Genomic DNA, 24,079 nt, shown 5'->3' with positions numbered 1-24,079 from the left:
CTGGTGGAGACGAGGAGGATCGAACTCCCGACCTTCGCATTGCGAACGCGACGCTCTCCCAGCTGAGCTACGTCCCCGAAAGACGGCAATTCTAGCATAGAAATGCCGTCTTGCATCGCCCCCGATCCGATCCGTTCGGCGCAACCGTCACGGATCTGCTGCCCGGACGGCATCGGAGAAGGACGGATCGCCGTTCAGGCGGCGGGGAAGGGGGCCGGGCGGTCGCGGGGTCCGGCCTTCGCGACGATATAATGGAAGTTTGTCTTTCACTCTGGCTAATTCGGATCCCCATGAGCACAACCATTCTAGAGAACCTGCCGGTCGGGCAGAAGGTCGGCATCGCCTTTTCCGGCGGCCTGGATACCAGCGCCGCGTTGCTGTGGATGAAGAACAAGGGTGCGATCCCGTTTGCCTACACGGCCAACCTGGGGCAGCCCGACGAGCCGGATTACGACGAGATCCCCCGCAAGGCCCTGCGCTACGGCGCGAAGGGCGCCCGGCTGGTGGATTGCCGCGCCCAACTGGTGGCCGAAGGCATCGCGGCGCTGCAGTGCAATGCCTTCCACATCTCCACGGGCGGGGTCACGTATTTCAACACGACGCCGATCGGCCGCGCCGTCACCGGCACCATGCTGGTGTCCGCCATGCGCGAGGACGAGGTGCATATCTGGGGCGACGGCAGCACCTTCAAGGGCAACGACATCGAGCGCTTCTACCGATACGGCCTGCTGACCAACCCGGACCTGAAGATCTACAAGCCCTGGCTGGACCAGCTGTTCATCGATGAACTGGGCGGCCGGGCGGAAATGTCCCAGTACCTGCAGGAAAACGGCTTCGACTACAAGATGTCGGCCGAGAAAGCCTATTCCACGGACTCGAACATGCTGGGCGCCACCCACGAGGCCAAGGACCTGGAGCACCTGGATTCCGGCATCCGCATCGTCGATCCCATCATGGGGGTGGCGTTCTGGAAGCCCGAAGTCGACGTGAAGGCGGAAGAGATCACCGTGCGCTTCGAGGAAGGCCATCCGGTGGCGCTGAACGGGGTGGAATACAGCGACGCCGTCGAGCTGATGCTGGAAGCCAACCGCATCGGCGGGCGCCATGGCCTGGGCATGAGCGACCAGATCGAGAATCGCATCATCGAAGCCAAGAGCCGCGGCATCTACGAGGCTCCGGGCATGGCCCTGCTGCACATCGCCTACGAGCGCCTAGTCACGGGCATCCACAACGAAGACACCATCGAGCAGTACCGCATCAACGGCCTGCGACTGGGCCGCCTGCTGTACCAGGGCCGCTGGTTCGATCCGCAGGCCATCATGCTGCGTGAAACGGCGCAGCGCTGGGTGGCGCGGGCCGTCACCGGCGAGGTCGCGCTGGAACTGCGCCGGGGCAACGACTATTCGATCCTGGACACCCGGTCGCCCAATCTGACCTATCATCCCGACCGCCTGACCATGGAGAAGGGCGAATCGATGTTCTCGCCGCTGGACCGCATCGGCCAGCTGACGATGCGCAACCTGGACATCGTCGACACGCGCGAGAAGCTGTTCACCTACACGCAGGTGGGGCTGCTGGCGAAAACCGGCCAGTCCGACATTCCCCAGATCCGCCAAGATACCGGCAAGCAGTAAGCCCTTCCGGGGCGCGGGCGGCCCCCTTCGGGCCTGTCCGCCGCTTCACGAATGCAGCCGGATGAACAAAGGCCGCTGAAATCGTCTTTCAGCGGCCTTTGTCGTTTCTGCGGGAACCGGAAGCGCGATGCGGGTCCGCCGGCGGATGCGCCCCGAGGGGCCGAGCCGGGCGCCGGTCAGGCGTCGGGCGCGTCTTCGATGGGATCGGCGATGCCGGTGGTCTGCAGATGGTTGCTGTCGGCGAAATCGCAGGCGAACTTCCAGGCCAGGGGTTCCAGCTGGCGCAGGCGCTGGTCGATCACGACACAGGGGGTGCCGTCGATGCTGCGCGGCATGGCGTAGGGGGAATAGGACAGCGGGTTGTGGATGGATCCGGCGGGACGAAACTGGGACAGCACGCCGGCGAGGCGTTCAGCCCAATCGCTGGGCCGGAATCGCTGGCCATCCAGGGTTTTGCCGTGGATGATCAAATGCTGGACGGGGTGGTTCATGTATGTTCCAAAGACGGGGCACGCCTGGCGGCCGGGTGCGCAACATCCCCTACGCCGCGCATTGTATCCGATCAGCGTTTTGCGCGTCCTGCGGGGGCACGGTAATATGGTCTCTTTGCATAAGGTTTCCCATGTCTGCAGCCAATCCCACCGGACCTTTGCGGCATTTTTTGCAGTTGCGTGATTTCTCGGAAGACGAAATCCACTACGTGATCGAACGCGCGCGCCTGATCAAGGACAAGTTCAAGCGCTACCAGCCGCATCACACGCTGCACGACCGCAATCTGGCCATGGTGTTCGAGAAGGCCAGCACACGCACCCGGGTGTCGTTCGAAGCCGGCATGTATCAGCTGGGCGGCTCGGTCATCTACCTGACCACGGAAGGCTCGCAGCTGGGGCGCTCCGAACCCATCGAAGACACCGCCCGCGTCATTTCGCGCATGGTGGACCTGGTGATGATCCGCACCTTCGAGCAGACCCGGATCGAGCGGTTCGCCGCGCATTCGCGCGTGCCGGTCATCAATGGCCTGACCAACGAATTCCACCCCTGCCAGATCCTGGCCGACATCCTGACCTTCGTCGAGCATCGCGGGCCGATCCGGGGCAAGACCGTGGCCTGGATCGGGGATGCCAACAACATGTCCTATACCTGGCTGCAGGCCGCCGAACTGCTGGGCTTCACGCTGCACGTCTCGGCGCCGGCCGGCTACCGCCTGGACCCCTTGCGGGTGGGCCAGCAGCCGGCATCCGTGCTGCGCGAATTCGACGATCCCCTGGAAGCCTGCCGGGGGGCTGACCTGGTCACGACCGACGTCTGGACCAGCATGGGCTACGAGACCGAGAACGAAGCCCGCCGCCTGGCCTTCGCCGACTGGTGCGTGGATGCGCAGATGATGGCCGCGGCGCAGCCGGACGCGGTGTTCATGCACTGCCTGCCCGCCCACCGCGGCGAAGAGGTCACGGGCGAAGTCATCGACGGCCCGCAAAGCGTGGTCTGGGACGAGGCCGAGAACCGCCTGCACGTGCAAAAGGCCTTGATGGAATTCCTGCTGCTGGGCCGTCAGGAATGAGCCTGGGCGCGGGACGGTCCGATGGATCGCCCCGCGCCTGGCGAATCGGGGCGGCCTGAGGGCCTGGGGGTCTTTCCGGCAAAAGAAAAAGGACGCCATCGGCGTCCTTTTCATTGCAGTACAAGCTGCGTTTCGTCGATCAGGCCAGGGCCTTGATCGCAGCCGACAGGCGGCTTTTATGGCGGGCGGCCTTGTTCTTGTGGATGATCTGCTTGTCGGCGACGCGGTCGATCACGCTGCTGGCCTTGCGGAAAACGTCGTTGGCGGCAGCCTGGTCACCCGATTCGATGGCCTGACGCACGCGCTTGATGGCGGTGCGCAGCATCGAACGCATGCTGGCGTTGTGTTTGTTCTGGGCAACGGCCTGGCGGGCGCGTTTACGGGCTTGTGCGGAATTGGCCATAAGGTGTTATCTGTTCGCGTAAATAGAAACGGTTGCTTGTGCTGCAAAGCAAAGACAGTAAGTTTATCCTACGACTGTCGGCGTGTAAAGTCTCTGGGTCGAAAACCGAATAAAAACAAGGTGCTGAAGTACGCCAGCGCCGCCGCCGCCAGGACCCCCATCAGCCAGGCGACCCGGGCGGCGGGATGGGCGCCCAGGGCCACCCAGTCCAGGTGCCGGTCCGCCCAGACCAGCACGGCGGCCAGGGCGCCCAAGGCGGGCAGCAGCTTCAGGGTGAATCCCCGCCAGCCGGGCAATGGCGCGTACAGCTTGCGCCGCCGCAGCAGGACCACCAGGCACAGCGCGTTGGCGCTGGCGCCCAGCCCGATGGACAGCGCCAGGCCCGCGTGGGCCAGCCAGGGCACCAGGACCAGGTTCATCAACTGGGTGAACACCAGCACGGCGATGGCGATGCGCACCGGCGTGCGGATGTCCTGCTTGGCATAGAAGCCCGGGGCCAGGATCTTGATGGCGAGCAGGCCCAGCAGGCCCGCGGCATAGGCGGTGACGGCCAGCTGGGTCTGCGCCACGTCGGTGGCGGAAAAGGCGCCGTAATTGAACAGCGTGGCGACCAGGCCGTCGGCCAGCAGGGACATGCCCAGCGCGGCCGGCAGGCCCAGCAGCAGCACCAGCCGCAGCCCCCAGTCCAGCAGGGCGTTGTAGGCGGTGTGGTCGTCGCGGGCGTGAGCCGCCGACAGGCTGGGCAGCAGGACCGTCCCCAGGGCCACGCCCAGCAGGGCCGTGGGGAATTCCATCAGGCGGTCGGCGAAGGACAGCCAGGTAACGCTGCCGGGCGCCAGCCAGGTGGCGATGTTGGTGTTGATGAGCAGCGACAGCTGGGCCACGGACACCCCCAGGGTGGCTGGCAGCATCTGCCGCAGGATGCGGCGCACGGTGGGATCCCGCCAGGCGGTCAGCAGCCCCTGGCCGTAGCGCGGCAGCAGGCCCAGGCGGCCCAGGGCGACCCACTGGACGGCCAGTTGCAGGATGCCGCCCGCCAGCACCCCGACGGCCAGGGCGTGGATGGGCTCTTCCATGCGGTCGGCCAGCAGCAGGCTGGCGCCGATCATGGACAGGTTCAGCAGGACCGGGGTGAAGGCCGGCACGGCGAAGCGGCTGAAGGTGTTCAGCACGCCGGATGCGAAGGCCACCAGCGACATGCAGATGATGTAGGGGAACATCAGCCGGGTCATCCAGATGGCTTCCCCGAATTCGTGGGCGCGCGCGGCCGTGCGCATGCCGCTGGCCATGGCGGTGACCACCCACGCGGCGCCCAGGATGCCGATCAGCGTGACGCCGCACAGCGCGACGAACAGCAGCAGCGCGACGCGATCCAGCAGGCGGCGCAGGGTGTCGTGGTCGCCGCGCTGGCGGACCTCGCCCAGGATGGGCACGAAGGCCTGTGAAAACGCCCCTTCGGCGAACAGGCGGCGCAGCAGGTTCGGGATGCGGAAGGCCACCCAGAAGGCGTCCGTCAGGGGGCCGGCGCCGTACACGCTGGCGATGAGCACATCGCGCAGCATGCCGGTCACGCGGGAAAACAGCGTCAGGCCGCTGATCGTGGCCGCCGACCGCAACAGGCTCATGGAAGAGCGGGTGGCGGGCAGAGCCTGCGTGATGTGAGAGCCTTTTGCCGCCGGGCCGCCCCAAGGCAAAAGAGCCCCCTCGGGGGGCAGCAAGCGGGCGCGAGCCTGCGCAGCGTGGGGGCCAACATCACTTCGGCGCCATCCGGATGGCGCCATCCAGGCGGATGGTCTCGCCGTTGAGCATCTCGTTGTCCAGAATGCCGAGGACCAGCTTGGCGTAGTCTTCCGGGCGGCCGAGGCGGGACGGGAAGGGCACGCTGGCGGCCAGGGAATCCTGGACTTCCTGGGGCATGCCGAACAGCATCGGCGTGCCGAAGATGCCCGGGGCGATGGTCATGCAGCGCACGCCCACGCGGGACAGGTCGCGGGCGATGGCCAGGGTCATGCCGACGATGCCGGCCTTGGACGCGGCGTATGCGGACTGCCCGATCTGGCCGTCGTAGGCGGCGACCGAGGCCGTATTGATGATGACGCCGCGTTCGCCGGTCGCCTGCGGATCGTTGGCGGTCATGGCCTGGGCGGCCAGGCGCGCCATGTTGAAGGAGCCCACCAGATTGATGTCGATGACGCGGCGGAACAGGGCGAGTTCGTGGGGGCCGGTCTTGCCGACGATGCGCGAGGCCGGCGCGATGCCCGCGCAATTGACCAGGACGCGAAGCGCGCCCTGCGCCGTGGCGGCGTCGACGGCCGCCTGGGCGTCGGATTCGGAGGTGACGTCGCAATGCACGTAGGTCTGGCCGAGTTCGGCCGCCAGCGCCCGGCCGGCTTCGTCCTGGACGTCGGCCAGCACGATGCGGGCGCCCTGGGCCGCCAGGGCGCGGGCGGTGCCGGCGCCCAGCCCGGAGGCCCCGCCGGTGATGAGGATGACTTGGTCGCGGATGTCCATGGCGGTCTTTGGCTCAGGCGGCTGAATGGGCGCGCAGGATGCCCAGGATGCGTTCGCGGATCTCGTCCACCGAACCCACGCCGGAGATCTTCGCGTAGTGCGGCGCGCGGGCGTCGCCGGTGGCGGCCCACTGGGAGTAGTAGTCCACCAGCGGGCGGGTCTGGTCGCGGTAGACCGACAGGCGGTGGCGCACGGTTTCCTCGCGGTCGTCGTCGCGCTGGATCAGCGGCTCGCCGGTCTCGTCGTCCAGGCCCGCGCGCTTGGGCGGATTGAAGGTGACGTGATAGGTGCGGCCGCTGGCCGGGTGCACGCGCCGTCCGCTCATGCGCTCGATGATGTTTTCCTCGGGCACGCTGATCTCGATCACGTAGTCCAGCGTGACCTGCGCGTTCTTCAGCGCGTCGGCCTGCGGGATGGTGCGCGGGAAGCCGTCGAACAGGTAGCCGCTCTGGCAGTCAGGCTGGGTGAGGCGGTCGCGCACCAGGCCGATGATGATGTCGTCGGACACCAGGCCGCCCTTGTCCATGATCTTCTTGGCTTCCAGCCCCAGCGGGGTTTGCGCCTTGACGGCCGCGCGCAGCATGTCGCCGGTCGAGATCTGCGGAATGCCGAACGTTTCCGTGATGAACGCGGCCTGGGTACCCTTGCCCGCCCCGGGGGGGCCTAGCAGAATCAAGCGCATGATTTCCTCCGAAAGTATTTTTCAAATTTTTCCGATTATGCCGCAATGCAGCAGACGCTGCAGAAGTGATTGAGACATAAGGCTTATTTATATATTGGAAAACAGGGCGCGCACCCGGGCGAGGTCCTCGGCGGTGTCCACGCCCCGGGCGGGAAGCGCTGGGGTCTCGTGGACGAAGATCGGAAAGCCCTGTTCCAGGGCGCGCAGTTGTTCCAGCGATTCGATGTGCTCCAGCCGCCCGGGAGGCAATTCCGGAAAGGCCCGCAGAAAGCCCGCGCGATAGGCGTACAGGCCGATGTGGTGCAGGGCGGGCAGGCCGGGCGCCAGGCGCTGCCGCCCGTCGGCCAGGGCGTCCCGGGCCCAGGGGATGGGCGCCCGCGAAAAATACAGGGCGCGCTGCCGGCTGTCGCACACGACTTTGACGGCGTTGGGATCGAACAGGGTGTCGGCGCTGCAGATCGGCGCGGCGCAGGTGGTGATGGCGGCGTCGGAATGCTGCTGCAGCAGGGCGGCGACGGCGTCGATCAGCGCCGGATCGATCAGCGGTTCGTCTCCCTGGACGTTGACGACGATGGCGTCGTCGTCCAGCCCCAGCCGCTGCGCGACTTCGGACAGGCGGTCCGTGCCCGTCGGGTGGTCGGGCCGGGTGATCAGGGCTTCGATGCCATGCGCATCGGCGGCCTGGAGGATGTCCGCGTGGTCGGTGGCGATGATGACGCGTGCCGCGCCCGACAGGGCGGCCTGGCGGGCCGTGCGCACCACCATGGGCAGGCCGCCGATGTCCAGCAGCGGCTTGCCCGGCAGGCGGGTGGAGGCGGCGCGCGCCGGGATGACGACCGTGAAGCTCATGTCTGGGCGGAGGCCGGGTCGAGTTCGCGGGCTTCGCCGGGCAGCATGACGGGCACCCCGTCGCGGATCGGGAAGGCCAGGCGGTCGGCCTGGCAGATCAGTTCCTGGTGCTCGCGGTCATGGCGCAAGGCGCTCTTGCAGATGGGGCACACGAGGATCTGCAGCAAACGGTTTTCCATGGAGGCGGGTATCGGGTGGGGTGGAGAAAGGAACAGTTTAATGCCTGGCGTCCCGCTTGTGCTGCAAAGCTGCGCGATGGGATCGCAGGCCGGCTTCCAGTGCGTCCAGCCACGCGGGATCGGAAAACACCGGAGCGGCATGCACGGACCAGAGCCGGGGATCGTGCGGAGGAGCGTACTTGACGGCGTCCTTGGCGGTGATCAGGATGGGACCCGGCGGCAGGGATCGCAGATCGTCCGGGGAGGGCGCCTGGTGGTCGGGGCTGCTCAGGGTGCGGACCAGATTCAGGCCCGCCTGCCGCAGCATGGCGAAGAACCGCTGCGGCTGCCCGATGCCCGCGGCGGCGCTGCAGGGAGTTTGCCCCTGCGCCGCGCTCCAGTCGGCCCAATCCTGCCGCCGGCCGCTGGCCAGGTGGGTCAGGGCGTCCGGCAGCAGACGCAGGGCCAGCTGGCGAGGCTTGCCGTCGGCGCCGACGGGCACGGCGGCGGGCGGCGCGTCGGCGGGGCCCAGCTGGGTGATCAGCCAGTCGGCCCGCAGGCGCCGGTCGGGCGGTTCGCGCAAGGGGCCGGCGGGCAGCAGCCGGCCGTTGCCGATGCCGCGCGCGTCCTGGACGATGATCTCCACGTCGCGCGCCAGGGCGGTGTGCTGCAGCCCGTCGTCGGCGATCAGCACGTCGATGTCGGGGTGGGCCCGCAGCAGGGCCGTCGCCGCCAGCGAGCGCCGGGGGTGCACGGCGACGGGCGCCCCCGTGATGGCGTGCAGCAGGGCGGGCTCGTCGCCCAGATGGGCGCTGTCCGCGGCCTGGTCGCTCAGCCTCGGGGCGGCGCCGGGACGGGTGCCGTATCCCCGGCTGAGGATGCCGGGACGCCAGCCCCGGGCCTGCAGGAAATGGCACACGGCGGCGGTGACCGGGGTCTTGCCCGTGCCGCCCACCAGGATGTTGCCGATGACGACAACCGGCACGGGCGCCCGCCAGGCCTGCGCGGCCTGCCGGGCCATGCGCCGCGCCGACAGGCGGCCGTAGAGCCAGGACAGCGGGGTCAGCAGGGCGCTGGCCGGGCCGCGCGCTCGCCAGATGTCCTGCAGTCTGTCTTCGGCCCGCCGGCGCGCGGCGGGGCTCATGGGCGGCCCTGGGTGAGGAAGGAGATCTTGCGGATGTCGGCCTGGCGGGCGGCTTCCAGGGCCTGCACCACGGTCGTGTGGGAAGCCTGGCCGTCCGCGTCGATGCGCAGCGGCGCGTCGGGGCGGTCGGCGGCCGCTCGGCGCAGCGCCGCCGCCAGGGCGTCCGGCGCGGCGTTGTCGATGTAATGCCCATCCAGGGCGTATTGCCCGTCGCGGCTGATGGCCAGTTCCAGCGCCGGACCGGCATCCAGGACCTGCGCCTGGGCCTGGGGCAGGGCGATGGGCAGCTGGCGCGTCTGCGTGAAGGACGTGGTCGCCGCCAGGAAGATCAGGATCACCAGCAGGACGTCGATCAGGGGGATCAGGTTGATCTCCGGATCTTCGTGGGAATGGCGGTGGCGGAAGTTCATGAGGCGGCGCGGCGGCTGATCAGGCGGTCCAGGGCGCCGGCTTCGCGTTCCATGGTGTGCAGGAAGTATTCCACGCGGGACCGGAAGTAGCGGTGAAAGATCAGCGCGGGAATGGCGATCAGGATGCCGAAACCGGTGTTGTACAGCGCGATGGCGATGCCATGGGCCAGCAGGGCCGGATTGCCGCCGGCCGGGTCGTAGGCGCCGAAGATCTCGATCATGCCGACCACCGTGCCGAACAGCCCCAGCAGCGGCGCGATGACCGAAATGGTGGCCAGGCCCGCCAGATAGCGGTTCAGGCGCCAGGAGACGTCGCGGCCCACGGCTTCGATGGCGGCCTGTCGCATGGCGTCGTTTTCCTGGCGCTGGGCGGCGACTTCGGCCAGGATGCGGCCCATGGGACTGTTGCGCCCCAGGCGCAGCACGGCGTCGGGCTCATCCTGCTGGCGGCGCATCAGTTCCAGCACCTGTTCGGGCAGGCCGCGCGGCATGACCTGGCTGGGGCGCAGGGCCAGGAAACGTTCTATGATGATCGCCAGCGTGATGACCGAGGTGGCCACCAGCAGCCAGATGGGCCAGCCGGCCGCGTGGATGATGTCCAGCAAGATCGATTCCTTTGTGATCGGTGGGGCGGGGCGACAAACCCCCATTCTATCCTGATCCGGCCGGCCGGGATCGGCCGTCGAGGGGGCGAAAGTCCCGCAGGACAAGGCTTTCCGACCAGTATCCACAGATTCTGTGGATAATTCTGTGTATAAAGACGCTCAGGCGCATGATTCAAGCCATCCGGCAGTCGATTGGCTATTTTTTGCACACATCGAATATATTTATAATTCCTTTTTTAATCAATTAGTTGCGTCAAATTCCTGAGGTTTTGCCTGATGATTGTCCCGCGCAAGCCCGAAAACAGGCCTGTTTGACAAGAAACGACTTTCTGTGGATAGGTTTTCATGAGTTTCCCGGATCAAGCGCCCGCCGACAGCGGCTTTCCAGCCGACGAGCCCGTGCTCAGCGTGGCCCAGTTGAATCGCCGGGTGGCCAGGCTGCTGGAATCAGGCGTTCCGCGCCTGTGGGTGGCGGGGGAGATCTCCAACTTCACCCGGGCCGCGTCCGGCCACTGGTACTTTTCCATCAAGGACGAATCCGCCGCCGTGCGGGCCGTCATGTTTCGCGGCCGGGCCCAGACGGTGGGCTTCGTGCCGGAAATCGGCGGGCGCTATGAATTCCGGGTCCAGGTGTCCCTCTACGAGCCGCGCGGCGACTACCAAGTGCAGGTCGAGGCGCTGCGGCGGGCGGGGCGCGGCGATCTGCACGAAGCCTTTCTGCGTCTGAAGGAGCGGCTCGGCCGCGAAGGGCTGATCGACCCCGATCGTCGTCGCGCCATCCCGGCCATGCCTCGGACCGTGGGCGTGGTGACGTCCCTGGCCGCGGCGGCCTTGCGCGACGTGCTGTCGGTCATGGCGCGCCGCGCGCCGCACGTGCGGGTGATCCTCTACCCCTCGCCCGTCCAGGGGCGCGAGGCCGCCGCCCAGCTGTGCCAGGCGCTGGATCAGGCGGCCGCCCGGGCCGAGATCGACGTGCTGCTGCTGGTGCGCGGCGGCGGCAGCCTGGAAGACCTGTGGTGCTTCAACGACGAGGCCCTTGCCCGGCGGATCGCGGCCAGCCCCGTCCCCGTGATCAGCGGGGTGGGGCACGAAACGGATTTCACGATTGCGGATTTCGTCGCCGACCTGCGGGCGCCGACGCCCACGGCCGCCGCCGAGCTCTGCTGCCAGAGCCGCGACCAATGGCTGGGACGGGTGCGGGCGGCGGCGGACGATCTGGCGCGCGCGCAGCGCCGCCGCCTGGAATACGCGGGCATGCGCGTCGACCGGGCGGCCGCCCAGCTGGTGTCGCCCGCGCAGCGCCTGCGCCTGCATCGCCAGCGCCTGGATGCCGCGATCCAGCGCCTGGCGCAGCCCATGCCCGGACGGATGCGCCAGCAGGCGCAGGATGTCCGGCGGGCCGGCGAACGCCTGCAGGCGGGCATGGATCGTCTGCTGCAGCGCGGCCGGCACAGGCTGGCGGTGTCCGAGGGCGCGCTGCAGGCCCTGGACCCGCGGGCGGTGCTGACGCGCGGCTATGCGATCGTGCGCGGGCCGGCCGGGGGCATCGTCAAAAATGCGTTAGACTTGAAAGTTGATGCGCGTCTCGATATCGAATTTGCGCAGGGCCGGGCTCAGGCCACGGTCATCCGTACCGATACGCTGCTCTAGGCTTGCGACCCCCTTTGGGTTCGTGTCACGTTTTTTGAAGGAAATGTCATGGCTTTTACTCTGCCGCCGCTACCCTATGCGATGGACGCGCTCGCGCCCCATATTTCCAAGGAAACCCTGGAATTCCACTACGGCAAGCATCATCAGGCCTACGTCACCAACCTGAACAAGGCGGTGGAAGGCACCGAGCTTGCCGGGCTCAGCCTGGAAGACGTCATTCGCAAGTCCACCGGGGGCGTGTTCAACAACGCCGCCCAGGTCTGGAACCACACCTTCTACTGGAACAGCCTGTCGCCCAAGGGCGGCGGCGAGCCCAGCGGCGCCCTGCGCAAGGCCATCGAGGCCAAGTGGGGCAGCGTGGATGCGTTCAAGGACGCCTTCAGCAAATCCGCCGCCGGCAATTTCGGTTCCGGCTGGACGTGGCTGGTGAAGAAGGCCGACGGGACGCTGGACATCGTCAACACCAGCAACGCGGGCACCACGGTGACGACCACCGACAAGGCCCTGCTGACCTGTGACGTCTGGGAGCACGCCTACTACATCGACTACCGCAACGCCCGTCCGACGTACCTGGAACACTTCTGGAACCTGGTGAACTGGGACTTTGCGGCCAGCAACCTGGGCTGACTGGTTTCGCGGCCGGATGGACGGGATCCCCGCCCGCCCGGCGCGGCGCTCCGAAAAAGGCAGCGATGGCTGCCTTTCTTTTTTGCCTCGGGGGAATCGCTAAGGCGCGGGAATGCCGCGCACGACGCCGCCCGTCTTGACGCCCGCCTTGTCGAACCAGCCCCGGTTCATTTCCAGGGTGGTCGTGATCGGTTCCGGGGGGCAGTGCGGCTCCAGGCTGCGCGGCTGCATGTCCTGGATGTCGACGATGCGTCCCCGCCGGTCGATGAAAGCGATCGAGAGCGGAATCAGGGTGTCCTTCATCCAGAAGCAGTAGATGTCGGGCGGCCCCAGCGCGAACAGCATGCCGGCGTCGGCCGGCATGGCGGTCCGGTTCATCAGGCCCGTGCGCAGGGCGTCCGGCGTGTCCGCCAGTTCGGCCCGGACCGTGTGCTCGCCGATCTGCAGCGTGACGACGGGCAGGGCCTGGCCGGCCCGCGCCGGCCCGCCGGCGAACAGCGCAGCCGCCAGGCCCCATAGGGCCATCATCCGCCGGATGCCGCCGCCGTGCCGCATGCGCCGCGCGCAAACGTAAAAAGCAGAGCCCGTGGCGGGCTCTGCATCGCGGTAAAATGCCAAAGAATATCCTGCGGAATCAGGCGGCGGTAATATTCAGGGCTTGTTTGCCTTTCGGACCCTGCGCGATATCGAAAGCGACTTTCTGGCCCTCTTTCAGGGTTTTGAAGCCGTTCATCTGGATCGATGAAAAATGAGCAAAAAGGTCTTCGCCCCCGTTGTCAGGGGTAATGAAGCCAAAGCCCTTGGCGTCATTGAACCATTTAACCGTGCCGGTCAGTTTTTGTGACTCTCCGGTGTTTTCGATGGATTCCGACATGCAAACTGCCTCTATGTGTAGGGTTAAGCGGCCCCGGCCTGCCAGAAATGTGGCAGCGGCCTGCGGGACACGACGATCATGCTGAATTCCACCGTCATCAGTCAACTATGGAAACCACTAGGTTTTAGCGCGCATGCCCACCGTCATCCAACATCAGCGTGAACGGGCGCGCGAGGCCCTGCCGGCGAGGCTGGCGCCTCCGCCCATGTATCAGGTCGTGCTGCTCAATGACGATTACACCCCCATGGACTTCGTCGTGCGCGTGCTGCAGCAGGTGTTCCACAAGACCGACGCCGAGGCCGAGCGCATCATGCTGCAGGTCCACCACGAAGGACGCGGGGTCTGCGGCATCTATACCCGGGACGTCGCCGCCACCCGGGTCGATGCCGTGCTGCACATGGCCCACGCGGACCAGCATCCCCTGCAATGCCTGATGGAACCCGTGCCCTTGTTCTGAGGCTCCGGCGGGCGCCGCGGCGGGGCTTGGGGATTGCCCCGAGCAGACGCGGACAACGCCGGGCTGTTTTAGTCATAGAATAGACACAACGGATTGCTTGGTCCGCTCCGAAACAATGGAGGAAGCGTGATTTCCGAAGAACTTGAAGTCAGCCTGCACATGGCCTTCGTCGAGGCTCGTGCGGCCCGGCACGAATTCATCACCGTGGAGCACTTGCTGCTCTCCCTGCTGGACAATGCTTCGGCAGTCGAAGTCCTGCGCGCCTGCGCCGCCGACGTCGAACTGCTGCGCCAGGATCTGCGCAAATTCATCGTCGAAAACACGCCGGTATTCCCGGGCGACGGCGAAGTCGACACCCAGCCCACCCTGGGTTTCCAGCGCGTCATCCAGCGCGCCATCATGCACGTCTCCTCGAACGGCTCGAACAAGACCGCCGTCACCGGGGCCAATGTGCTGGTCGCCATGTATGGCGAAAAGGACTCTCACGCGGTGTATTTCCTCGTGCAGCAGGGGGTGTCGCGCCTGGACGTCGTCAATTACCTGTCGCACGGCATCACCAAGGCGCCGGAAGAACCCCTGGCGGCGGACAATCCGCGCGTCGAGCCCCCGGCGGCCGACCCCAAGTCCGAACAGCAGAAATCCCCCCTGGAAACCTATGCCACCGATCTGAACGCGGAGGCCCTGAAAGGGCACATCGATCCCCTGATCGGCCGCGAGGACGAGGTCGAGCGGGTCATCCAGGTGCTGTGCCGCCGGCGCAAGAACAACCCGCTGCTGGTCGGCGAGGCGGGCGTGGGCAAGACCGCGATCGCCGAGGGGCTGGCCTGGCGCATCACCCAGGGCGACGTGCCCGAGGTCCTGAACCAGACCCAGGTCTATGCCCTGGACATGGGTGCCCTGCTGGCCGGCACCAAATACCGGGGGGATTTCGAACAGCGCCTGAAGCTCGTGCTCAAGGCCCTGAAAGACAATCACCACGCCGTGCTGTTCATCGACGAGATCCATACCCTGATCGGGGCCGGCTCGGCCTCGGGCGGCACCCTGGACGCGTCCAATCTGCTCAAGCCCGCCCTCTCCTCGGGCTATCTGAAGTGCATCGGCGCCACGACGTATACCGAATACCGGGGCATCTTCGAGAAGGACCACGCGCTGGCGCGCCGCTTCCAGAAGATCGACGTGCCCGAGCCGTCCGTGGAACAGACCGTCCGCATCCTGCGCGGGCTCAAGGCGCGCTTCGAGGCGCACCACCAGGTCCGCTATTCGGGTGCGGCCATCACGGCCGCCGCCGAACTGGCCGCCCGTCACATCAGCGACCGCTTCCTGCCGGACAAGGCCATCGACGTGATCGACGAGGCCGGCGCGGCCCAGCGGCTGCTGCCCAAGTCACGGCAGAAGAAAGTCATCGGCCGGGCCGAGATCCAGGCCACCGTGGCCAAGATCGCCCGCATTCCGCCGCAGAACGTGTCCAGCGACGACCGCAACAAGCTCGCGACGCTGGAGCGCGATCTGAAAGCCGTGGTGTTCGGCCAGGACCAGGCGATCTCCGCCCTGGCGGCGTCCATCAAGATGGCGCGCTCGGGCCTGGGGCGGCCGGACAAGCCGATCGGCTGCTTCCTGTTTTCGGGGCCGACCGGCGTGGGCAAGACCGAGGTCGCCCGCCAACTGGCCTTCGTCCTGGGCATCGAGCTGCTGCGCTTCGACATGTCCGAATACATGGAACGCCATACGGTGTCGCGCCTGATCGGGGCGCCCCCGGGGTACGTGGGGTTCGACCAGGGCGGGCTGCTGACCGAGGCCGTCACCAAGCAGCCGCACTGCGTGCTGCTGCTCGATGAAATCGAGAAGGCCCACCCCGACGTCTACAACATCCTGCTGCAGGTCATGGATCATGGCACCCTGACCGACAACAATGGCCGCAAGACCGATTTCCGCAATGTGATTCTGGTCATGACGACCAATGCCGGGGCCGACACCCTGAATCGCAGCACCATCGGCTTCGCGGCGCCGGAACGCGCCGGCGACGAAATGGCGGAAATCAAGCGCCAGTTCACGCCGGAATTCCGCAACCGCCTGGACGCCATCATCGGCTTCTCGGCGTTGCCCCGCGAAATCATCCTGCAGGTGGTGGACAAGTTCCTGATGCAGCTGGAAGACCAGTTGCACGAAAAGCACGTGGATGTCCTGTTCACGACGGCCCTGCGCGAGCATCTGGCGCATGCCGGCTTCGATCCGGCCATGGGCGCGCGGCCCATGCAGCGCCTGATCCAGGACACGATCCGCCGGGCCCTGGCCGACGAACTGCTCTTCGGGCGCCTGGTGCACGGCGGGAACGTCCAGGTCGATCTGGACGCCCACGGCCAGGTGGTGCTGAATTTCCCCGATGATCCGGCAGGATCCGGGGCCGTGCCGTCGCCGTCCCACCCCGAGCCCGAGCTCGTGGATTGATGGCTGCCGCCAGGGACCTCGGGCCCCTGATCGCCTGCCCGCATTGCGACACGCTGCATCGGCGGCCTGCCCTGGATGTCCGGGGCCAGGCCGCCTGCCGCCATTGCGGCACGGTGCTGTATCGGCGGGGCATGCTCAGTCTGAATCAATGGGTGGCGCTGGCCTGGGCCACTCTGCTGGTCTTCGCGCTGGCCCAGGGCTTTCCGCTGGCGCACCTGTCGGTGCAGGGGCTCGACGTCACGCTGACTTTCTGGGGCGCGCTGCGGCTGTGCTGGGACCGAGGCTATTACGGCGTGTCGATCATGACCGGCCTGGTCGGCTTCTGGATTCCCCTGCTGCAGATCGCCCTGACGCTGTGGGTGATGCAGGCCATCGCCGCGCGGCGCCTGCCGCCGGATCTGGGACGCGTCCTGCGCTGGCTGGCGCACCTGGCTCCCTGGTCGATGGCGCCGGTGCTGGTGCTGGGCCTGCTGGTGGCGATCGTCAAGGTGTCCGGCATGGCCAGCCTGCAGGTCGAACCCGGCCTGCTGGGGTTCTTCGCGCTCAGCTTCCTGCTCTCGGGCCTGTCGCGCTGGGATGCGCCGGCCTTGTGGCAGGCGGCGGAAGACGCCGGCATGGTGCCGGTGTCCGGCAGCCGGGGCGCGGGGGCGGTCTGCGAGTCCTGCGGCTATGTGCACGCGGCGCAGGGGGACGGGCGCTGCCCGCGCTGCCGCGCCGCCATGGGGCCCAAGCGCCATGGCACCGCGCCCGAAGTCTGGGCCCTGCTGCTGGCGGCGGTCATCTTCTACATTCCCGCCAACACCTTGCCCATCATGCGGGTGCAGACACTGTTTGGCAGCAGCAATCACACGATCCTGGGCGGCGTGGTGGAGCTCTGGCGCATGGGATCCTGGGACCTGGCCGTGATCGTTTTCGTCGCCAGCGTGCTGGTGCCGGTCACCAAGCTGCTGGCTCTGTCCTTTCTGCTGCTGCGCACACAGCCCCTGGGGGAGCGCATCGAGCGCCAGCGCACGCGCCTGTACTCGGTGGTGGAATTCGTGGGCCAGTGGTCGATGCTGGACGTGTTCGTGGTGGTGCTGATGGCCGCCATGGCCAATTTCCCCGGGCTGTCGCGCATCGACGTCGGTCCGGCGGCGCTGAATTTCGGGGCGGTGGTGGTGCTGACCATGTGGGCCGCCATGCGCTATGATCCGCGGCGAGGCTGGGACCGCCTGCGGGCGGCAGATTTCACCGGAAAGGCCGATGACGACTGAAGCAGAAGATACTCCGCAGCAGACACCCGATGCCCCGGCGGCCCCGGAAACGGAAACCCCGGTGATCCGGCCCGGCCGGTCGCTGCGCTGGTCCTGGGTCTGGCTGGTGCCCTTGCTGGCGCTGGCGGTGGCCCTGTCCCTGCTGGCCTCGGTCTGGGTGCGGACCGGGCCGGTGATCACCATCAGCTTCGCCTCGGCGGCGGGCATCGAGACGGGGCAGACCAAGCTGCGCTATCGCGACGTGGTGGTGGGCGAGGTCAAGGGCGTGCGGGTAGCGAAGGACCGGCAGCACGTGCTGGTCGACGTGCAGCTGGCCCGGGACGGCGCCAGCTACATCACGCAGAAAGACGCGAAATTCTGGATCGTGCGCCCGCGCGTCAGCCTGGCGGGGGTGTCCGGCCTGGATACGCTGCTCTCGGGCGTCTACCTGAGCGTGGATGCGCCCATCGGAGCGCCCAGGGGCGATGCCGTGACGTCTTTCCAGGGGCTGTCCAATCCGCCGGAGGTCCTGAGCGGCCAGGTCGGGACCCGCTTCCAGCTGGTCACCCGTTCGCTGGGTTCGCTGACCGTGGGCTCGCGGGTCTATTACCGCCGCATCGAGGTCGGGCGCGTGGTCAGCTACGGGATGACGCCCGACGGGCGCGCGGTCAACCTGCAGATCTTCGTGGAGGCGCCCTACGATCGTTATGTGACGCCGGACACGCGGTTCTGGGATGACGGCGGGGTGGACATGTCCATCACGACGGAGGGTGTGCAGATCCGCACCAGCGGCCTGACGGCCGTCCTGAACGGCGGCGTGGCCTTCGCCCAGGCCGACGAAGCCACGTCCTATGAAGGCAAGGTGGATTCGGCGCCGGCCGCGGCGGGCAGCACCTACACGCTGTTCGATTCGCGGGACCAGGCCCTGGCCGATCCCGACGGGGAACCCGAGGCCATCGAACTGCGCTTCGTGGATTCGGTGCGCGGCCTGCGGGTGGGGGCGGAGGTCGACTACCACGGCATGGCGATCGGCAAGGTCGTGGACATCGATCTGGAATTCGATCCCGAACGCAAGCGCTTCTATTCCCGTGTCCGGGCGCAGGTCTATCCCATGCGCTTCAGCCAGGCGTATACGGATCTGGTGAACGCCTCCCAGGGCGCCCAGGGCGAGGCCCTGCTCAAGCCCCTGGTGCGGCGCGGCCTGCGGGCGCAATTGCGCTCGGCCAGCCTGCTGACGGGGCAGCAGTACGTGGCGCTGGACTTCTTCCCCGACCAGGACCCGGCCAAGATCCAGATCCCGGGAGACCCGGACAAGGTGACGGGATTCCTGATCCCCACGGTGCCGGGGGATTTTGCGCAGATGCAGCGGCAGTTGAGCAGCATCGTGACGAAGCTGGACAAGATGCCGCTGGAATCCCTGGGGCAGGAACTGCAGGGCAGCCTGAGCAGCCTGCACAAGCTGTTGCGGCGCCTGGACACGCAAGTGGCCCCGCAGGCCAGCCGGACGCTGGAATCCGCCCGCCGCTCGCTGGACCGGGTGGGGGCTGTCCTGGGGCCGGATGCGCCCGTGGTCGGGGATCTGCAGGATACCTTGAAGGCCCTGGACGGGGCGGCCCGGGGCCTGCGCCTGCTGACCGATACCCTGCAGGCGCATCCCGAGTCCCTTCTGCGGGGGCCCGCCCAGGACCGCTTGCGTTGATGAGGCCGGCGGACCGGCGCGAACCAGGAGACGATTGATGCGGCGAAGAATACGGATGTTGGGGGTGGTGTGCGGGCTCGCCGGCCTGCTGGCGGCCTGCGCGGCGCCTTCCAGCCGCTACTACAGCCTGGCGCAGGCGCCGACGGCTGTCGCCGCCGACGAGTCCCGTCCGACCGGACGGACGGCGCCTTACGGGGTGTACGTGCAGGTGCTGGGCATTCCGGCGGAATCCAATCGCTCGCAGCTGCTGGTTCGCGATCCCGCGCAGAGTCCGGCCGTCGAGGTCCTGAACCAGTCCCTGTGGGCGGCTCCCCTGATCGACCAGATCCAGGCCGTGCTGGCCAGCCGGGTCTCGGCCCGGCTGGGGGCGCCCGACGTGCAGCGATTGCCGACCCTGGTTGGCCGGCCCTTGCGGCAGATGCAGGTCCGCGTGACGCGGTTCGACCTGGTCTGGGGGCGGGAGGCCGATCTGGCCGCCGTCTGGACCGACCGGGAACCCGGGGCGAGCGACCCCCGGATCTGCCAGGCGCGAATCCGGGTGCCCGCCGCCGAAGGCGTCGCGGCGCTGGTCGATGCGCAGCGCCGGGCGGTGCGTGTGCTGGCGGACCTGATGGCGCGCCAGGGCGCGCCCGCTCAGCCGGGTTCACCCGATGCCGGGGTCGATGCCCAGGCGGGTTGTACCTGATTGGTTCTCGGGTTATCCATAATGGCTGGAATGAGGTTAACCTCATACTATGCCGTATGGTGAGCGCCGCCCTTCCCCCTCTGGGGCGCGCGCTGTTCAATCCCCAATCCGAGAGCCCGAATCATGGCGACAGTTACCCTGGGTGTGAAGGTCGACGAGACCTTGCGTGAACGTCTTCGGCAGCAGGCCGACAAACTGGGGTGCACCCCGCACTGGCTGCACAAGCAGGCTTTGCTCAGCTACATCGAAGCCATCGAGCGCGGCCAGCTGCCGGCCGACATCGATTACCGCCCGGATGCGTCCGAGCCCGATGCCGTGACGGAGCCCGAGCCGCAGGCCTCGTTCCAGGAGTTCGCCCAGGAAGTCCAACCGCAGTCCGTGCTGCGGGCCGCCATCACGGCGGCCTATCGGCGCCCCGAACCTGAATGCGTCGCCATGCTGCTGGACCAGGCGGGTTCGCCCCGGGCCGAGCAGGTCGAGATCCTGGCCCGGCGCCTGGTGCAGACCCTGCGCGACAAGCGCACCGGCGGGGGGGTCGAAGGCCTGATCCAGGAATTTTCCCTGTCCAGCCAGGAAGGCGTGGCCCTGATGTGCCTGGCCGAAGCCCTGCTGCGCATTCCCGACCAGGCGACCCGCGACGCCCTGATCCGCGACAAGATCAGCCGGGGCGACTGGCGCGCGCACGTGGGTGAATCGCGTTCGCTCTTCGTCAATGCCGCGACCTGGGGCCTGCTGGTCACGGGCAAGCTCGTCAGCGTCAACAGCGAACAGAACCTGTCCCAGGCGCTGACGCGCCTGATCGCCAAGGGCGGCGAGCCCCTGATCCGGCGCGGCGTGAACATGGCCATGCGCCTGATGGGCGAGCAGTTCGTCACCGGCCAGACGATCTCATCCGCCCTGGCCAACAGCCGCAAGTTCGAGGAAATCGGGTTCCGCTATTCCTACGACATGCTGGGCGAGGCCGCCACCACGGCGGAAGACGCCGCCCGCTACTACCAGTCCTACGAACAGGCCATCCATGCCATCGGCAAGGCGTCCCAGGGGCGCGGCATCTACGAAGGCCCCGGCATCTCCATCAAGCTGTCGGCCCTGCACCCGCGCTACGCCCGCGCGCAGCGCGACCGGGTCATGGCCGAACTGCTGCCGCGCATGGTTGAATTGTCCGCCCTGGCGCGGCATTACGACATCGGCCTGAACATCGACGCCGAAGAAGCCGACCGCCTGGAACTGTCCCTGGATCTCCTGGAAGCCCTGTGCTTCGACGAACGCCTGCGCGGCTGGAACGGCATCGGCTTCGTCATCCAGGCCTATCAGAAGCGGGCGCCGTTCGTCATCGATTTCGTGATCGACCTGGCGCGGCGCAGCAAGCATCGCCTGATGGTGCGCCTGGTCAAGGGCGCCTATTGGGACGCGGAAATCAAGCGCGCCCAGGTCGACGGCCTGGAAGGCTTCCCGGTCTACACCCGCAAGGTCCACACGGACGTGTCCTACCTGGCCTGCGCCCGCAAGCTGCTGTCGGCCCCCGAAGCCGTCTTTCCGCAGTTCGCCACGCACAATGCCCAGACGCTGGCGTCCATCTACTATCTGGCGGGCGAAAACTACTATCCCGGCCAGTACGAATTCCAGTGCCTGCACGGCATGGGGGAACCGCTCTACGAAGAAGTCGTCGGGCCGCTGTCCAAGGGCCGCCTGAACCGCCCCTGCCGGGTGTACGCGCCGGTGGGCACGCATGAAACCCTGCTGGCCTATCTGGTGCGTCGCCTGCTGGAAAACGGCGCCAACACGTCCTTCGTCAATCAGATCGGCGACAAGGACATCCCGGTCGATCGCCTGATCGAGGATCCGGTACGCAAGGCCCGGGCCATCCAGCCGCTGGGGGCGCCGCACGACCGCATCCCCCTGCCGCGCGACCTGTACCGCAAGCATGAGAACCGCGCCAATTCCGCCGGCCTGGACCTGAGCAACGAGCATCGCCTGGGCTCCCTGGCCGCGGCCCTGCTCGGCAGCGCCGGGCATCCCTGGCGCGCCGCGCCTCCGGGGGACTGGTCCGCTGAGCGCGCCCGGGACGTCCTCAATCCCGCCGACCGGCGCGACGTGGTCGGCCAGGTGATCGATGCGGACGAGGCCGACGTGCAGGCGGCCCTGAAGCGGGCCGAGTATGCGGCTCCCATCTGGCAGGCCACGCCCGTCGAAGAACGCGCCCAGTGCCTGCGGCATGCCGCCCAGCTGATGGAAGACGAGATGCAGATGTCCATCGGCCTGATCGTGCGCGAGGCGGGGAAGTCCTTTCCCAACGCCATCTCCGAAGTCCGCGAGGCCGTGGATTTCCTGCGCTATTACGCCGTGCGCATCGAGGAAGAGTTTTCCAACGACAGCCACCGGCCGCTGGGGCCCGTGCTCTGCATCAGCCCCTGGAATTTCCCGCTGGCGATCTTCACGGGGCAGGTCAGCGCCGCGCTGGCGGCCGGCAACGTGGTGCTGGCCAAACCCGCCGAGCAGACCAATCTGATCGCCGCGTATGGCGTGTCGGTGCTGCATCGCGCCGGCGTCCCCGCGGATGCCGTGCAGTTGATGCCGGGCCGCGGCGAGACCGTGGGCGCCGCGCTGGTGGCCAGTCCCGTGGTGCGCGGGGTCATGTTCACCGGCTCGACCGAAGTCGCCAAGCTGATCGCCGCGACGCTGGCGAAACGGCTGGACGGGGCCGGGCATCCGGTGCCGTTGATCGCCGAGACCGGCGGCCAGAACGCCCTGATCGTCGATTCGTCCGCGCTGACCGAGCAGGTCGTCTACGACGTGCTCAGTTCCGCCTTCGACTCCGCCGGCCAGCGGTGTTCCGCCCTGCGGGTGCTGTGCGTGCAGGAAGATTGCGCCGACCGCACCCTGGCCATGCTGCGCGGCGCCATGCGGGAACTTCGGGTGGGGCGCCCGGAACTGCTGTCCACGGACATCGGTCCGGTCATCGATGCGGACGCCCGGGCCATGATCGAGCGCCACGTGCAAGCCATGCAGGGCGCGGGTCATTCGGTCGACCGCCAGGCGCTGGACGAGGATCAGGTCCGCTTCGGCACCTTCGTCGCGCCGACCCTGATCGAGATCTCCGAGATCGCCGAACTGGAGCGCGAGGTGTTCGGACCGGTGCTGCACGTGCTGCGGTATCGCCGGGAAGACCTGGATGGCGTCATCGACGCCATCAACGAGCGGGGCTATGGCCTGACCTTCGGCGTCCATACCCGCCTGGATGAGACCGTGCACCACGTCACCGAGCGCATCCGGGTCGGCAACATCTACGTCAATCGCAACATCGTGGGGGCCACGGTGGGCGTGCAGCCCTTCGGCGGCGAAGGGCTGTCGGGCACGGGGCCCAAGGCCGGCGGCCCCCTGTATCTGCACCGCCTGCTGTCGGTGTCGTCCAATACGCTGCCGGTCGAGGGCGTGGTGGGGCGGGATGCCCGGGCGCTGGATCTGCCCGGGCCCACGGGCGAAACCAATCGCTATCGCCTCAAGCCCCGGGGCACGGTGCTGTGCCGCGCCGTCAGCGCGGCGGGCGCCCGCGCCCAGCTGCAGGCCTGCCAGCGCACGGGCAATGCGATGCTGTGGGTGGATACGCCCGAAATGAGGCCGCTGCGCGAGCAGGAAGGCCTGCAGGCGGCGCAATGGGTGGACACCGGCGCCCTGGACGCGGCGGATTTCCAGGTCGTGCTCTTCGAAGGCGACGGCGACGACCTGCTGGCCCTGACCCAGTCCGTGGCGGCGCGCCCGGGGCCGATCGTCCCCGTGCTGGCCCGCCGCTCGCACGAGCTGTCCGGCGGCCAGGGCTACCCCCTGGAAATGCTGGTGCGCGAGGTGTCCGTCTGCATCAACACCGCCGCCGCCGGCGGCAACGCAACGCTGATGATGGTTGGATGAGATCGGACACAGCAGGGTCCCTGCGGACCCTGCTGTGCCGATCGAATCCGAGCGGCTTGCAAGCCGCGAGGTGGAGGGATGCCCCGGCTTGAGAAGGGTCCCTGCGGACCCTGCTGTGCCGATCGAATCCGAGCGGCTTGCAAGCCGCGAGGTGGAGGGATGCCCCGGCTTGAGAACAACAGCCCCTGCGGGCTGTCATGTGCTGGGGACGATCAGTCTTCCCGATCGGTCACTTCCACCAGGTGATACCCGAACTGCGTGCGCACCGGTCCCTGGACCACGCCGACCGGGGCGCTGAACACCACCGAGTCGAATTCCGGGACCATCTGGCCGCGCCCGAAGGTGCCCAGATTGCCGCCGTCGCGGCTGGACGGGCAGCTGGAATGTTCACGGGCGACGGCGGCGAAGTCGGCGCCGTTCTCGATGTCGGCCTTCAGCTTCAGGCACTGTTCTTCGGTGTCGACCAGGATGTGGCGGGCGGAGGCTTGGGTCATGTGAGGTTCCTGTATAAAGCGGGAATAAGAACCTGAAAGGATAACCCGGATTG

Annotated in this window: 23 protein-coding genes and 1 tRNA gene; 10 read left to right on the top strand and 14 right to left on the bottom strand. The window is 67.6% G+C overall.

The window, feature by feature from the left end:
* Position 1: 1 nt before the first annotated feature.
* Positions 2-77: transfer RNA gene (locus tag Q0263_RS14375), tRNA-Ala, on the bottom strand.
* A gap of 213 nt (positions 78-290) precedes the next feature.
* On the opposite strand from Q0263_RS14375, the gene argG reads away from it, so the two are divergent.
* On the top strand, positions 291-1,634 hold the full coding sequence (argG, locus tag Q0263_RS14370) for an argininosuccinate synthase (protein WP_298017555.1): 1,344 nt from the start codon (positions 291-293) through the stop codon (positions 1,632-1,634).
* Positions 1,635-1,810: 176 nt separating this feature from the next.
* On the opposite strand, the gene Q0263_RS14365 is transcribed toward argG, so the two are convergent.
* Positions 1,811-2,125 carry a DUF3579 domain-containing protein gene (locus Q0263_RS14365; RefSeq protein WP_298017552.1) on the bottom strand — a complete coding sequence of 105 codons (315 nt, stop codon included), beginning with the start codon at positions 2,123-2,125 and terminating at the stop codon, positions 1,811-1,813.
* Between the two features lie 131 nt (positions 2,126-2,256).
* Between Q0263_RS14365 and argF the strand changes: the two genes are divergently transcribed.
* Complete coding sequence (gene argF / locus Q0263_RS14360) at positions 2,257-3,195, top strand: ornithine carbamoyltransferase (RefSeq protein ID WP_298017549.1); 939 nt, start codon at positions 2,257-2,259, stop codon at positions 3,193-3,195.
* A 139-nt stretch (positions 3,196-3,334) separates the two neighbouring features.
* Here the strand turns inward: argF and rpsT are convergent, their stop codons facing one another.
* The 9 genes from rpsT to Q0263_RS14315 all read right to left on the bottom strand — a co-directional run bounded on the left by rpsT (position 3,335) and on the right by Q0263_RS14315 (position 9,957).
* Complete coding sequence (gene rpsT, locus Q0263_RS14355) at positions 3,335-3,598, bottom strand: 30S ribosomal protein S20 (RefSeq protein WP_298017547.1); 264 nt, start codon at positions 3,596-3,598, stop codon at positions 3,335-3,337.
* A 68-nt stretch (positions 3,599-3,666) separates the two neighbouring features.
* Positions 3,667-5,223, bottom strand: coding sequence for a murein biosynthesis integral membrane protein MurJ (gene murJ, locus Q0263_RS14350; protein WP_298017544.1), 1,557 nt, complete (start codon positions 5,221-5,223; stop codon positions 3,667-3,669).
* A gap of 127 nt (positions 5,224-5,350) precedes the next feature.
* Positions 5,351-6,109 carry a 3-hydroxyacyl-CoA dehydrogenase gene (locus Q0263_RS14345; protein ID WP_298017541.1) on the bottom strand — a complete coding sequence of 253 codons (759 nt, stop codon included), beginning with the start codon at positions 6,107-6,109 and terminating at the stop codon, positions 5,351-5,353.
* A 13-nt stretch (positions 6,110-6,122) separates the two neighbouring features.
* Positions 6,123-6,791, bottom strand: a complete 669-nt coding sequence (gene adk / locus Q0263_RS14340; RefSeq protein WP_298017540.1) for an adenylate kinase — start codon at positions 6,789-6,791, stop codon at positions 6,123-6,125.
* Between the two features lie 87 nt (positions 6,792-6,878).
* A complete protein-coding gene (gene kdsB, locus Q0263_RS14335; RefSeq protein WP_298017537.1) occupies positions 6,879-7,640 on the bottom strand; it encodes a 3-deoxy-manno-octulosonate cytidylyltransferase in 762 nt (253 codons plus the stop codon).
* Positions 7,637-7,819 (bottom strand): Trm112 family protein, encoded by a 183-nt coding sequence (locus Q0263_RS14330; RefSeq protein WP_298017534.1) that lies wholly within the window; start codon positions 7,817-7,819, stop codon positions 7,637-7,639. The genes kdsB and Q0263_RS14330 overlap by 4 nt, the downstream gene beginning before the upstream one ends.
* Positions 7,820-7,856: 37 nt before the next feature.
* The gene (lpxK, locus tag Q0263_RS14325) at positions 7,857-8,942 is read right to left on the bottom strand and encodes a tetraacyldisaccharide 4'-kinase (RefSeq protein ID WP_298017531.1); all 1,086 of its coding nucleotides are present in this window, start codon (positions 8,940-8,942) and stop codon (positions 7,857-7,859) included.
* Positions 8,939-9,352: a biopolymer transporter ExbD gene (locus Q0263_RS14320; RefSeq protein ID WP_298017529.1), complete on the bottom strand. Its 414-nt coding sequence runs from the start codon at positions 9,350-9,352 to the stop codon at positions 8,939-8,941. Before Q0263_RS14320 ends, lpxK begins: the two co-directional genes overlap by 4 nt.
* On the bottom strand, positions 9,349-9,957 hold the full coding sequence (locus tag Q0263_RS14315; RefSeq protein WP_298017526.1) for a MotA/TolQ/ExbB proton channel family protein: 609 nt from the start codon (positions 9,955-9,957) through the stop codon (positions 9,349-9,351). Before Q0263_RS14315 ends, Q0263_RS14320 begins: the two co-directional genes overlap by 4 nt.
* 345 nt (positions 9,958-10,302) lie before the next feature.
* Between Q0263_RS14315 and xseA the strand changes: the two genes are divergently transcribed.
* Positions 10,303-11,607: an exodeoxyribonuclease VII large subunit gene (gene xseA / locus Q0263_RS14310; protein ID WP_298017524.1), complete on the top strand. Its 1,305-nt coding sequence runs from the start codon at positions 10,303-10,305 to the stop codon at positions 11,605-11,607.
* Between the two features lie 48 nt (positions 11,608-11,655).
* Positions 11,656-12,234: a superoxide dismutase [Fe] gene (gene sodB, locus Q0263_RS14305; protein WP_298017522.1), complete on the top strand. Its 579-nt coding sequence runs from the start codon at positions 11,656-11,658 to the stop codon at positions 12,232-12,234.
* A gap of 99 nt (positions 12,235-12,333) precedes the next feature.
* On the opposite strand, the gene Q0263_RS14300 is transcribed toward sodB, so the two are convergent.
* The gene (locus Q0263_RS14300; protein WP_298017520.1) at positions 12,334-12,762 is read right to left on the bottom strand and encodes a DUF192 domain-containing protein; all 429 of its coding nucleotides are present in this window, start codon (positions 12,760-12,762) and stop codon (positions 12,334-12,336) included.
* 106 nt (positions 12,763-12,868) lie between these two features.
* Positions 12,869-13,108 (bottom strand): cold-shock protein, encoded by a 240-nt coding sequence (locus tag Q0263_RS14295; protein WP_066454117.1) that lies wholly within the window; start codon positions 13,106-13,108, stop codon positions 12,869-12,871.
* A 133-nt stretch (positions 13,109-13,241) separates the two neighbouring features.
* Between Q0263_RS14295 and clpS the strand changes: the two genes are divergently transcribed.
* The 6 genes from clpS to putA all read left to right on the top strand — a co-directional run bounded on the left by clpS (position 13,242) and on the right by putA (position 23,532).
* The gene (gene clpS / locus Q0263_RS14290) at positions 13,242-13,565 is read left to right on the top strand and encodes an ATP-dependent Clp protease adapter ClpS (RefSeq protein ID WP_298017514.1); all 324 of its coding nucleotides are present in this window, start codon (positions 13,242-13,244) and stop codon (positions 13,563-13,565) included.
* A gap of 126 nt (positions 13,566-13,691) precedes the next feature.
* A complete protein-coding gene (gene clpA, locus Q0263_RS14285; RefSeq protein WP_298017511.1) occupies positions 13,692-16,010 on the top strand; it encodes an ATP-dependent Clp protease ATP-binding subunit ClpA in 2,319 nt (772 codons plus the stop codon).
* A complete protein-coding gene (locus Q0263_RS14280) occupies positions 16,010-17,263 on the top strand; it encodes a PqiA/YebS family transporter subunit (RefSeq protein ID WP_298017509.1) in 1,254 nt (417 codons plus the stop codon). The genes clpA and Q0263_RS14280 overlap by 1 nt, the downstream gene beginning before the upstream one ends.
* Complete coding sequence (locus Q0263_RS14275; RefSeq protein ID WP_298017506.1) at positions 17,253-18,941, top strand: MlaD family protein; 1,689 nt, start codon at positions 17,253-17,255, stop codon at positions 18,939-18,941. The genes Q0263_RS14280 and Q0263_RS14275 overlap by 11 nt, the downstream gene beginning before the upstream one ends.
* A gap of 37 nt (positions 18,942-18,978) precedes the next feature.
* A complete protein-coding gene (locus Q0263_RS14270; RefSeq protein ID WP_298017503.1) occupies positions 18,979-19,626 on the top strand; it encodes an ABC-type transport auxiliary lipoprotein family protein in 648 nt (215 codons plus the stop codon).
* Positions 19,627-19,749: 123 nt separating this feature from the next.
* Positions 19,750-23,532 (top strand): trifunctional transcriptional regulator/proline dehydrogenase/L-glutamate gamma-semialdehyde dehydrogenase, encoded by a 3,783-nt coding sequence (gene putA / locus Q0263_RS14265; RefSeq protein WP_298017500.1) that lies wholly within the window; start codon positions 19,750-19,752, stop codon positions 23,530-23,532.
* 212 nt (positions 23,533-23,744) lie between these two features.
* Here the strand turns inward: putA and Q0263_RS14260 are convergent, their stop codons facing one another.
* On the bottom strand, positions 23,745-24,026 hold the full coding sequence (locus Q0263_RS14260; protein WP_298017497.1) for a peptidylprolyl isomerase: 282 nt from the start codon (positions 24,024-24,026) through the stop codon (positions 23,745-23,747).
* Between the last annotated feature and the right edge of the window lie 53 nt (positions 24,027-24,079).

It is taken from the genome of uncultured Castellaniella sp. (assembly GCF_937988725.1).
Lineage (GTDB): Bacteria > Pseudomonadota > Gammaproteobacteria > Burkholderiales > Burkholderiaceae_B > Castellaniella.
The sequence above is the reverse complement of the archived record's forward strand: the minus strand, read 5'-3'. Positions and strand labels throughout refer to the sequence as shown.

Excerpts from the sequence above, each read along its gene's own strand:
- argG (WP_298017555.1), top strand. The coding sequence starts at position 291 with ATGAGCACAACCATTCTAGAGAACCTGCCGGTCGGGCAGAAGGTCGGC.
- Q0263_RS14365 (WP_298017552.1), bottom strand. The coding sequence starts at position 2,125 with ATGAACCACCCCGTCCAGCATTTGATCATCCACGGCAAAACCCTGGAT.
- argF (WP_298017549.1), top strand. The coding sequence starts at position 2,257 with ATGTCTGCAGCCAATCCCACCGGACCTTTGCGGCATTTTTTGCAGTTG.
- rpsT (WP_298017547.1), bottom strand. The coding sequence starts at position 3,598 with ATGGCCAATTCCGCACAAGCCCGTAAACGCGCCCGCCAGGCCGTTGCC.
- murJ (WP_298017544.1), bottom strand. The coding sequence starts at position 5,223 with ATGAGCCTGTTGCGGTCGGCGGCCACGATCAGCGGCCTGACGCTGTTT.
- Q0263_RS14345 (WP_298017541.1), bottom strand. The coding sequence starts at position 6,109 with ATGGACATCCGCGACCAAGTCATCCTCATCACCGGCGGGGCCTCCGGG.
- adk (WP_298017540.1), bottom strand. The coding sequence starts at position 6,791 with ATGCGCTTGATTCTGCTAGGCCCCCCCGGGGCGGGCAAGGGTACCCAG.
- kdsB (WP_298017537.1), bottom strand. The coding sequence starts at position 7,640 with ATGAGCTTCACGGTCGTCATCCCGGCGCGCGCCGCCTCCACCCGCCTG.
- Q0263_RS14330 (WP_298017534.1), bottom strand. The coding sequence starts at position 7,819 with ATGGAAAACCGTTTGCTGCAGATCCTCGTGTGCCCCATCTGCAAGAGC.
- lpxK (WP_298017531.1), bottom strand. The coding sequence starts at position 8,942 with ATGAGCCCCGCCGCGCGCCGGCGGGCCGAAGACAGACTGCAGGACATC.
- Q0263_RS14320 (WP_298017529.1), bottom strand. The coding sequence starts at position 9,352 with ATGAACTTCCGCCACCGCCATTCCCACGAAGATCCGGAGATCAACCTG.
- xseA (WP_298017524.1), top strand. The coding sequence starts at position 10,303 with ATGAGTTTCCCGGATCAAGCGCCCGCCGACAGCGGCTTTCCAGCCGAC.
- sodB (WP_298017522.1), top strand. The coding sequence starts at position 11,656 with ATGGCTTTTACTCTGCCGCCGCTACCCTATGCGATGGACGCGCTCGCG.
- Q0263_RS14300 (WP_298017520.1), bottom strand. The coding sequence starts at position 12,762 with ATGATGGCCCTATGGGGCCTGGCGGCTGCGCTGTTCGCCGGCGGGCCG.
- Q0263_RS14295 (WP_066454117.1), bottom strand. The coding sequence starts at position 13,108 with ATGTCGGAATCCATCGAAAACACCGGAGAGTCACAAAAACTGACCGGC.
- clpS (WP_298017514.1), top strand. The coding sequence starts at position 13,242 with ATGCCCACCGTCATCCAACATCAGCGTGAACGGGCGCGCGAGGCCCTG.
- Q0263_RS14280 (WP_298017509.1), top strand. The coding sequence starts at position 16,010 with ATGGCTGCCGCCAGGGACCTCGGGCCCCTGATCGCCTGCCCGCATTGC.
- Q0263_RS14275 (WP_298017506.1), top strand. The coding sequence starts at position 17,253 with ATGACGACTGAAGCAGAAGATACTCCGCAGCAGACACCCGATGCCCCG.
- Q0263_RS14270 (WP_298017503.1), top strand. The coding sequence starts at position 18,979 with ATGCGGCGAAGAATACGGATGTTGGGGGTGGTGTGCGGGCTCGCCGGC.
- putA (WP_298017500.1), top strand. The coding sequence starts at position 19,750 with ATGGCGACAGTTACCCTGGGTGTGAAGGTCGACGAGACCTTGCGTGAA.
- Q0263_RS14260 (WP_298017497.1), bottom strand. The coding sequence starts at position 24,026 with ATGACCCAAGCCTCCGCCCGCCACATCCTGGTCGACACCGAAGAACAG.